The 7,439-nt window shown below is 63.2% G+C and carries 8 protein-coding genes and 1 tRNA gene; 5 read left to right on the forward strand and 4 right to left on the reverse strand.

Translation table 11 applies throughout. The features are described 5' to 3' along the window. Positions 1-9: 9 nt before the first annotated feature. From Q8S60_RS10180 to Q8S60_RS10190, 3 genes are read right to left on the reverse strand one after another with little or no spacing between them, the layout of a single operon-like run. Positions 10-1,518 (reverse strand): M48 family metalloprotease, encoded by a 1,509-nt coding sequence (locus tag Q8S60_RS10180; protein ID WP_305668504.1) that lies wholly within the window; start codon positions 1,516-1,518, stop codon positions 10-12. Next, positions 1,515-2,342, reverse strand: a complete 828-nt coding sequence (locus tag Q8S60_RS10185; RefSeq protein ID WP_305274865.1) for a thermonuclease family protein — start codon at positions 2,340-2,342, stop codon at positions 1,515-1,517. The genes Q8S60_RS10180 and Q8S60_RS10185 overlap by 4 nt, the downstream gene beginning before the upstream one ends. Before the next feature lie 56 nt (positions 2,343-2,398). Next, complete coding sequence (locus tag Q8S60_RS10190; RefSeq protein WP_305274866.1) at positions 2,399-3,049, reverse strand: response regulator transcription factor; 651 nt, start codon at positions 3,047-3,049, stop codon at positions 2,399-2,401. 322 nt (positions 3,050-3,371) lie between these two features. Between Q8S60_RS10190 and Q8S60_RS10195 the strand changes: the two genes are divergently transcribed. The 3 genes from Q8S60_RS10195 (at position 3,372) to Q8S60_RS10205 (ending at position 5,442) form a co-directional block, all read left to right on the forward strand. Continuing rightward, positions 3,372-3,448: transfer RNA gene (locus Q8S60_RS10195), tRNA-Arg, on the forward strand. Between the two features lie 303 nt (positions 3,449-3,751). After that, positions 3,752-4,471, forward strand: coding sequence for a S24 family peptidase (locus Q8S60_RS10200; RefSeq protein ID WP_305274867.1), 720 nt, complete (start codon positions 3,752-3,754; stop codon positions 4,469-4,471). Between the two features lie 14 nt (positions 4,472-4,485). Further along, complete coding sequence (locus tag Q8S60_RS10205) at positions 4,486-5,442, forward strand: glycosyltransferase family 9 protein (RefSeq protein ID WP_305274868.1); 957 nt, start codon at positions 4,486-4,488, stop codon at positions 5,440-5,442. Here Q8S60_RS10205 and Q8S60_RS10210 read toward each other — a convergent pair. After that, on the reverse strand, positions 5,424-5,834 hold the full coding sequence (locus Q8S60_RS10210) for a DUF6165 family protein (RefSeq protein ID WP_305274869.1): 411 nt from the start codon (positions 5,832-5,834) through the stop codon (positions 5,424-5,426). The two genes, Q8S60_RS10205 and Q8S60_RS10210, sit on opposite strands and share 19 nt — an antisense overlap. Positions 5,835-6,003: 169 nt before the next feature. Here Q8S60_RS10210 and Q8S60_RS10215 point away from each other — a divergent pair, with 169 nt between their 5' ends. Next, positions 6,004-6,342 carry a PilZ domain-containing protein gene (locus Q8S60_RS10215; protein ID WP_305274870.1) on the forward strand — a complete coding sequence of 113 codons (339 nt, stop codon included), beginning with the start codon at positions 6,004-6,006 and terminating at the stop codon, positions 6,340-6,342. 76 nt (positions 6,343-6,418) lie between these two features. Next, entirely contained in the window at positions 6,419-7,228 is an 810-nt protein-coding gene (locus Q8S60_RS10220; RefSeq protein WP_305274871.1) for an enoyl-CoA hydratase/isomerase family protein, read from the forward strand. Positions 7,229-7,439: the final 211 nt, after the last annotated feature.

Genomic DNA, 7,439 nt, shown 5'->3' on the forward strand with positions numbered 1-7,439 from the left:
CGGGTCTGTTTATTCGGCGATGATCTTGGCGCGGGTGCCCGGCCTCGGCTCTCCGTTACCCGCAAGCCCGTTCAGAACGCGGAACCGTTCGGCTTGGAAATCGGAATAGATCATGCGGCGGCCGAGCGACAGCGCAGTGTCGCCGGGACGGACGGTAACGATACGGATCCGCAACGGCTTCACGGCGCGCGCTTCAGCGGCCGAAATCTTCCGGAAGCTCATCACGAGTTCCTGCAGCGCCGCATCGTGACGCGTGCCGGCCTGCGGCACTGTACCCATCAGAAAGCGGTAGACGCGGCCGGGGCCGAACTCGATGGCAACCAGGCGCCCGTTGTAATTGCCGATCGTCGCGGTCGCGGTCGCCGCCTTCATTCCGTTCACGGTAAACCGCTCGAGACTGGCGAGCCTGACACCCTTCGCCCACTCGTTGGCGAGATACTGGCCAATCTCGACGCCGCCGGCGTTCTGCCCGGTGTCGAACTTTGCGATTGTACCGTCCGGCCCCTGAGCCACCACCGCCGTTGCCGAATTGGTGAGCGTAAAGCCGGGGGGCGCCTTGAACGAGAAACCGAGCTTTGGATGAATGAATTCGCGGTCCCGCACGATGCCTTCATCCGGATCGTCGCCATAGAGCATGCCATCTATCGCCGAGAGATAAGCATCGCGGTTTCGCTCCTGCTGCCCCGGCGCCGCCCCCGTCTCGCGCGCATGGGCGTTTGCGGCCGAAACGCGGGCGGGGGTCGCCGGGTGACTTGCGAGCCAATCGTTTCGCGACGCATCGTGCTCCGCATTCCGGACTTTTGCATTCAGCGCTTCCTGAGCGCCCATCGAATTGAGAAAGTCGGCCGCCGCATAGGGGTCGTAGCCGGCCTTGGCGAGATACTGGACCCCAAGCATGTCGGCTTCGTATTCCTGGTCGCGGGAGTAGCTTGCGAGAAAGCCCTGGCCGCCGAGCCCGAAGGCCTGATTGACCGCATTGCTGCCGACCACTGCCCCGAGTACCGCGCCGAGCAGCGACGTTCCGATGGCTGCGGTCTGCCGCTGAGCGGAATGCCGCGCCGCGACGTGTCCGATCTCGTGGCCGATAACGCTCGCGAGCTCGGCTTCATCGTTGACGAGAGCCATCAGGCCGCGCGTGACATAGACGTAGCCGCCCGGCAGCGCAAATGCGTTCACCACCGGGCTGTCCAGAACCGTGACCCTGTATGGTCCGTTCGGCTGGTTCGTCGCGCGGGCGATCCGTGTTGTTACCCCGGCTACGTATCCGCCGACCTTCGCGTCGTCATAGGCGCCACCATAGACTTCCAGAATTTTCGGATGCGCTTCCGCTCCCGCCCGGGCTTCCTGCTCGGGCGACATGAGGGGCGCGATCTGGCTTTTGCCGGTCGCAGGATTTGTGGTGCAGGCGCTGAGCGCCACGGCGCCCGCCGCCAGTAAAACAAGACCGAGATATCTGATTCCGCCGAAAGCGCCCGCTTTCAGGCTTTGCCGGATTTGTCTTACCGCTCGCGATTTCATTCCGGGTTGTCCAGTAATTCGATCTGCTCAGGATGCGTCACGCGTATTTCCGGACCGTTGTGACGCTCGACCCATCCCCGTACACGGAGTTTCCTTCCGGCGAGAGGAGAAGCGGCCCCCTCTCCTGCCGTGCCACTCAGCAACAGCCATGGTTCGGTTTCGAGAAAAAGCTTAGCGTCCCGCTCTCCGGCTGTCACGGTGAAGTCCTGCCGGTAGTCGTCGCCGAAATTGAGATAAAGGCGGCCGCGGACAAGCGCGGCCGACACGACCTCGCCCTCCACAAGCTCGAAGCGTCCCGTTTGGCGCTCCAGAGCCGATACGTCCGCGGCGTCGCGCACGGCGTAAAACGGGTTCGACCATATGCCGCGCCCTTCCGCCCGCGCCGTGCGCTCTGCGGACAGGAGTTCTTCGTCGCAGGCACGATTGTCGGAAAACGTATAGACGCGGGCCAGACCGCGCCTCAGCATCTCCTGCTGCAGCCAGTAGGTCTCGCCGCCGCTCGTGACGAACAACTGCGCGAGGATGCGGTTGTGCCGATCGATCCGCGCACCGCCATAGCGCAGGGTGACCGCTTTCTTCCCGGCAAGTTCGACGAGGACGTCCCGTGCTTCATCGGCAAGCGGCCATGCTTCGAAGCCCGCGCGCCCGAGGGGCAGCTTTGGCGCCTGAATGCCGGTCAGCCGCACCTCGCGCCCGTCGTCGAGCAGGACCGTGTCGCCGTCGATCACATCCGCGACCTGCAGCGTCTCGCCCGCCTCCAGCTCGCAAGGAGCCGCCCCCGCGGGCGGAACAAGTGAGGTTGCCGCCAGGAGCAGCACCGCCACGCCCTGTGCCACGTTGTGCCACGAGGATTTTGATGCCGTCCGTACAGGATAGTGCTTCAGGCGAGGTGCTCCTCGCGCGAGGCCTGGGCACGCAGCGCGATGATGGCTGCCTCGGTCCTGTTGCGTACGCCGAGAGCCTGGAGAATGGCATTTACATGGAGCTTGACGGTCGCGATCGAGATTCCGAGAACACGCGCGATTTCCTGATTGGAGCGTCCCTTGCCCAATTCATGGAGTACTTCGCGCTGACGCGGCGTCAGCTTCTCGTGATTGGTGCCCAGGAATGACGGTGACGTTTCGGCAAACCCCTCCGCCTGCGTCGTCAGCAGGATGTCCGGCACATACCGGCCGCCCAGATTGACGAGATGCAGCGCGCTCTCGACCAGATTGACGCCGAGACTCTTGGGAATGAAACCTGCCACGCCGAGATCCATGACGACGCGGATGAAACCCGGCGAACTGCGATCGCTGAAGACCACAATCCTGGCTTCGGTCCGCGAGACGAAGTCGCTCAACAGGTCGGCTTCGGCCGAAGACTGCGCCCCGTTTATATCGACAAGGACCAGATCGGCAGCACCGGCATCGAGCCCGGCAAGAGAACGGACGCCCGATACCACCCTGACCGTTGCGTCGGGATAAAGCCGGGTCGCAATGGATGAAAGTCCCTCGCAGAAAACAGGGTGGTCTCCGGTCACGAGTATGCGCATTCGGCCCTCCCCCTGCGAGGCTGCACGGCCGTCATCGGCAGCTTGATATCGCTCGAAATTCTGCAATCCACACGTGCCCCTGAAAGAGACATACAACCTACATCAACCTTTAAGAGTATAGCTAAATATGTAGGCGCTTTCCGGCATCGACGCAAAGGGGGAAGCAGCACTGAAGCGTTGAAGCCAGGCGCTCCCGATTGAGAAAATCGACGGCAAGGGACGGGAGAGACCAGCCCCGCGATTGCAGCCGGGCGGCCGCTGACGTAGGTTTCGCCCCGCAGGCCATCCTGTGAGGGCCGCGTCGTTGCCGCTGCCCTTTCGTGGCCCCGTAGCTCAGCTGGATAGAGCATCAGATTCCTAATCTGAGGGTCGTGCGTTCGAATCGCGCCGGGGTCACCAATTCGCTGGACGGCAAGCCGACGCTGCGGCTTGCATTCAAGTTGGAGCGAACTTCCTTGCACGCATACATCGGAAGGTTGGCGCGGCGCGGCTTCGCCTGATATATCTTTGTTGGTATCCATGCCCGCAAAAATACAAAGATATCTTTGTGTGTGTCAACAAGAAATCTTGGTCTTTCAGATTAAACCCAACGGCCGCCCTCCTGGGGGAGGGCCCGGAAGGTCCGGATAGTCTTGATATTTCTGCTGTTTCCTTTGGGATTTCCGAAAGTTTGTGTACCAATCTTTATCTGCGTGACCGGTCATGACGGTCGCCGCGCGCCTGAGTCAGATACGCAAATTCTTTGGTCTGTCGCAGAAAGACATGGGCAAACGATTCGGGGTGTCGGGCACCACCTGGCAGAATTACGAACTCGAAAACGCCGCGCCGAACGCGCATGTGCTGGCACGTCTTTCGGGCGAGGGCTTCAACATCAACTGGGTGCTGACGGGCGCGGGCGAGATGCGCGCGGGCGAGCGGAAGATGATGGCGAAGGCGACCGGCTTTGCCGAGATCGAACCACTGGAGCTCGAAGGCATTGCCGCGTCGGGAAAGCATGTGCTGATCCCGCGCTATGCGCTGCGAACGCTGCCGCGCGAGGGCGCCGACGCCGCGATGACGGTGGAAGACGTCTCGCTGCTCGACACGCTCGCCTTCCGTCGCGACTTCATCGAGCGGGAACTGAAGGCCGACCCGGCGAACCTGATCGCGATCGAGGCGCCCGACAATGCCATGCTGCCCGCCATCGCCGCCGGCGACATCCTGCTCGCCGACACCTCCGAGCCGCGCCTGCGCGGCGGCGGGGTCTATATATTCGCGAGCGGTGGCGCGCTGCTGGTGAAACGGCTGCGGCCGAAAATCGACGGCGGCTTCATCGTTTCGAGCGACAATGCCGAACTTCATCCGCCCGAAGAGATTGAGCGCGAGGCCCTCGACAGGGTAAAGATCGTCGGCCGCGTGATCTGGCGCGGCGGACGCCTGTAACGAAGCGAGCGCGCATGCCTCCCGACGCAAGACGTATCCTGGTCATCAAGCATGGCGCCTTCGGCGACGTGATCCAGGCGGAAGGCGCGCTGCGCGACATCCGCGAGAACCATCCCGATGCGCATATTGCGGTGCTGACCATGCGCGCCTACCGGGCGCTGATCGGGCGCTCGCCCTTCATCGACGAAGTGATCGTCGACGAGCGCGCGCCGCGCTGGCGGCTCGACCGGATGTGGCGGCTGCGGACAGAGCTGCGCGCGCACGACTTCGACATGGTCTACGACCTGCAGAACTCGTCGCGCACGGCATTCTATTTCAGATGGATGCTGCGCGATCGCCGCTGGTCCGGCACGGCGAAGGGATGCAGCCACCCCCACCGTGCGAAGGACCCGAAAAAGATCCGCACACTCGACCGGCTCGCCGGACAGCTCGAAGATGCAGGCCTGACGGTGCGCCATACGCGCAAGCCCGATGTCTCATGGCTTGCCGACGACGTGACGGCGCTGCTGGAGAAGGCACATGTGGCGGGCCCCTATATCGTGCTGGTGCCCGGCTGCTCGGCGCGGCATCCGCAAAAGCGCTGGCCGCATTACGACAGGCTGGCCGAAAAACTGATCGCCGCCGGACATACCGTCGTGATGGCGCCCGGACCGGACGAACTGGAACTTGCGAAATCCATTCCCGGCATCCGCCTCACCGACACGCATGGGCTGCTGAACTGGAACGAGCTTGCCGGCGTCTTCAAGGATGCGCGCTTCGTCGTCGGCAACGACACAGGCCCGAGCCACCTCGCCGCGCATATCGGCACCGAGGGGCTCGCGCTTTTCGGCAGCTATTCGCCGGCCGAGCGCACCGGCATCATCCGCGACAATTTCGGCGTGATCGAAGTGGAAGACCTCGAAGCCCTGCCGGTGGAACGCGTCTTCGACGAAGTGACGCGGCGACTCGAGGCTCACTCGAATTCGGTATAGGACTTTTCCTCGACGATGGCCGAGCCGGTGAGGAGATTGATCTCCTTCTTGAGCGCGGCGCGCTTGTCGTTCTGCTTGTAGACCGACCGCGCAAGCTCGACGAATTTCGCACCGAAATCCTTTTCCGCCTCGCATTGGCGGATGTCGTCCTCGATCACCCAGAGCGCTTCGTTGACGGCCTTGAGCTCGCCTTCGAGACGCCGCAGCGCGGCACTGTCCTGGAGATTGGCGCGGCGGCCGTCTTCGAGAACCTGAAGCTCATGGCGCACATTGGCGAGCTTCGCGGCATCGCTCATCCGCTCGGACTTGATGCGCAGAATGGTGATCTTGTCGATGAGCTCGCCCGGCCCGACTTCGATCAGGATGGGCTTTACTTTGTTCTGCTGGGACATCGAGGCTCCGGCGTGTCGCGTTGAGACAGCCTGCTATAGCGCAAGCCGCCCCGTCCTGTCATCCGGCACGCAATGGAAAGATAGCGCGGGAAAGGTTCATTCTTTGCTTGCAGGAGGGGAGGCGGACCCCGAAGATTGCCGCCTTGGCCGAAACAACCGCGGACGCCCGATGTCGCTGATATCGAGACTGCTTGACCATCTGCGCGGCGCCGACATGCCCGAGGAGCGCCAGGCGGCGCGCGCCTCGCGGCCCGTGCTGACCGTCGAGATCGGCGGCTATACGCATATCGCGCGCGACTGGTCGGCGGGCGGCGCCTGCATCGAGGGCTTCGCGGAAGCCGTCGCGATCGGCAACATATTGAGCGGGCGTTTGAGCTGGGCGGACGACAGGCGCAAGCTCGGGTTCACGGCGGAAGTGATGAGGCTCGATCCCGGTGGCGCGCTGGCGCTGCGCTGGCTCGACCTGCCGCTTGCCATCCAGCAGGAAATGGAAGCGCATATCGGATAGTGCGCCGCTGCGTCAGTTGCACGCGCATGCCGAGGCGCTAGGCTCTCTCCAACAATGAAACGCGAGGGAGAAGCCAATGACGCAATACCAGACGCTCATCGTGGAAAAGGACGGCGCCGTCGACCGGGTGACGATGAACCGGCCGGACGCATTGAATGCGATGAACGCGCAACTCGTGGACGAACTTCAGGATTACTTCGGAAGGCTCTACACGGATCATTCCGTGCGCGTCGTCGTGCTGAAAGGCGCGGGCCGCGCCTTCTGCGCCGGGCTCGACCTGAAGGAACGCCCGAACCGGCCGGAGAGCGGCGCAAGCGGCAGCCCGCAGGCAGGCCTTGTCTCGCAGCGCCGGATCAGCGAGATCGTGATGCGCATGCGCCGCTGCCCGCAGCCGATCATCTCTCTGGTGCATGGACCGGCCTGCGGCGGCGGCTTCGCGCTGGCGCTTGCTTCCGACATCCGCATCGCGGGTAAAAGCGCGCGCATGAACGCGGCCTTCATCCGCATCGGCCTCTCGGCCTGCGACATCGGCGTGAGTTATTTCCTGCCGCGCCTTGTCGGCGTGTCGGTGGCGAGCGAACTGATGCTGACGGGACGCTTCATAAACGCGGAACGCGCCGAGCGCGTCGGCCTCGTTTCGGAAGTGGTGGAGGACGGACAACTCGACGAGGCGGTGAAGCCCTATATCGAGGAGATGCTGACGACCTCGCCGCTCGGCCTGCGCCTCACCAAGGAATGCCTCAACATGTCGGTGGATGCAGGAAGCCTCGAAGCCGCGATCGCGATGGAAGACCGCAACCAGATCCTCTGCGCGCAGACGAACGACTTCCGCGAAGGCATAGGCGCCTTTCTGGAAAAGCGGAAGCCGGCTTACACGAACAGCTAGACCTGAAACCCTTCCTTCACCCTCCCCCTGTGGGAGGGTCGAAATTCGTGAGCGCAAGCGAAACAAATTTCGGGGAGGGGTGGAGGCGCCGTCGTTTCCCCTCCCCATAAAATTCTTCGCGTTGCTCGAATTTTCTGACCCTCCCACAGGGGGAGGGTGGAAGTAAGAGTGCTAGGGGCGAAGACAACCTTCAAAAACGAAAGCGGCCGCC

The organism is Parvibaculum sp. (assembly GCF_030694575.1).
Lineage (GTDB): Bacteria > Pseudomonadota > Alphaproteobacteria > Parvibaculales > Parvibaculaceae > Parvibaculum.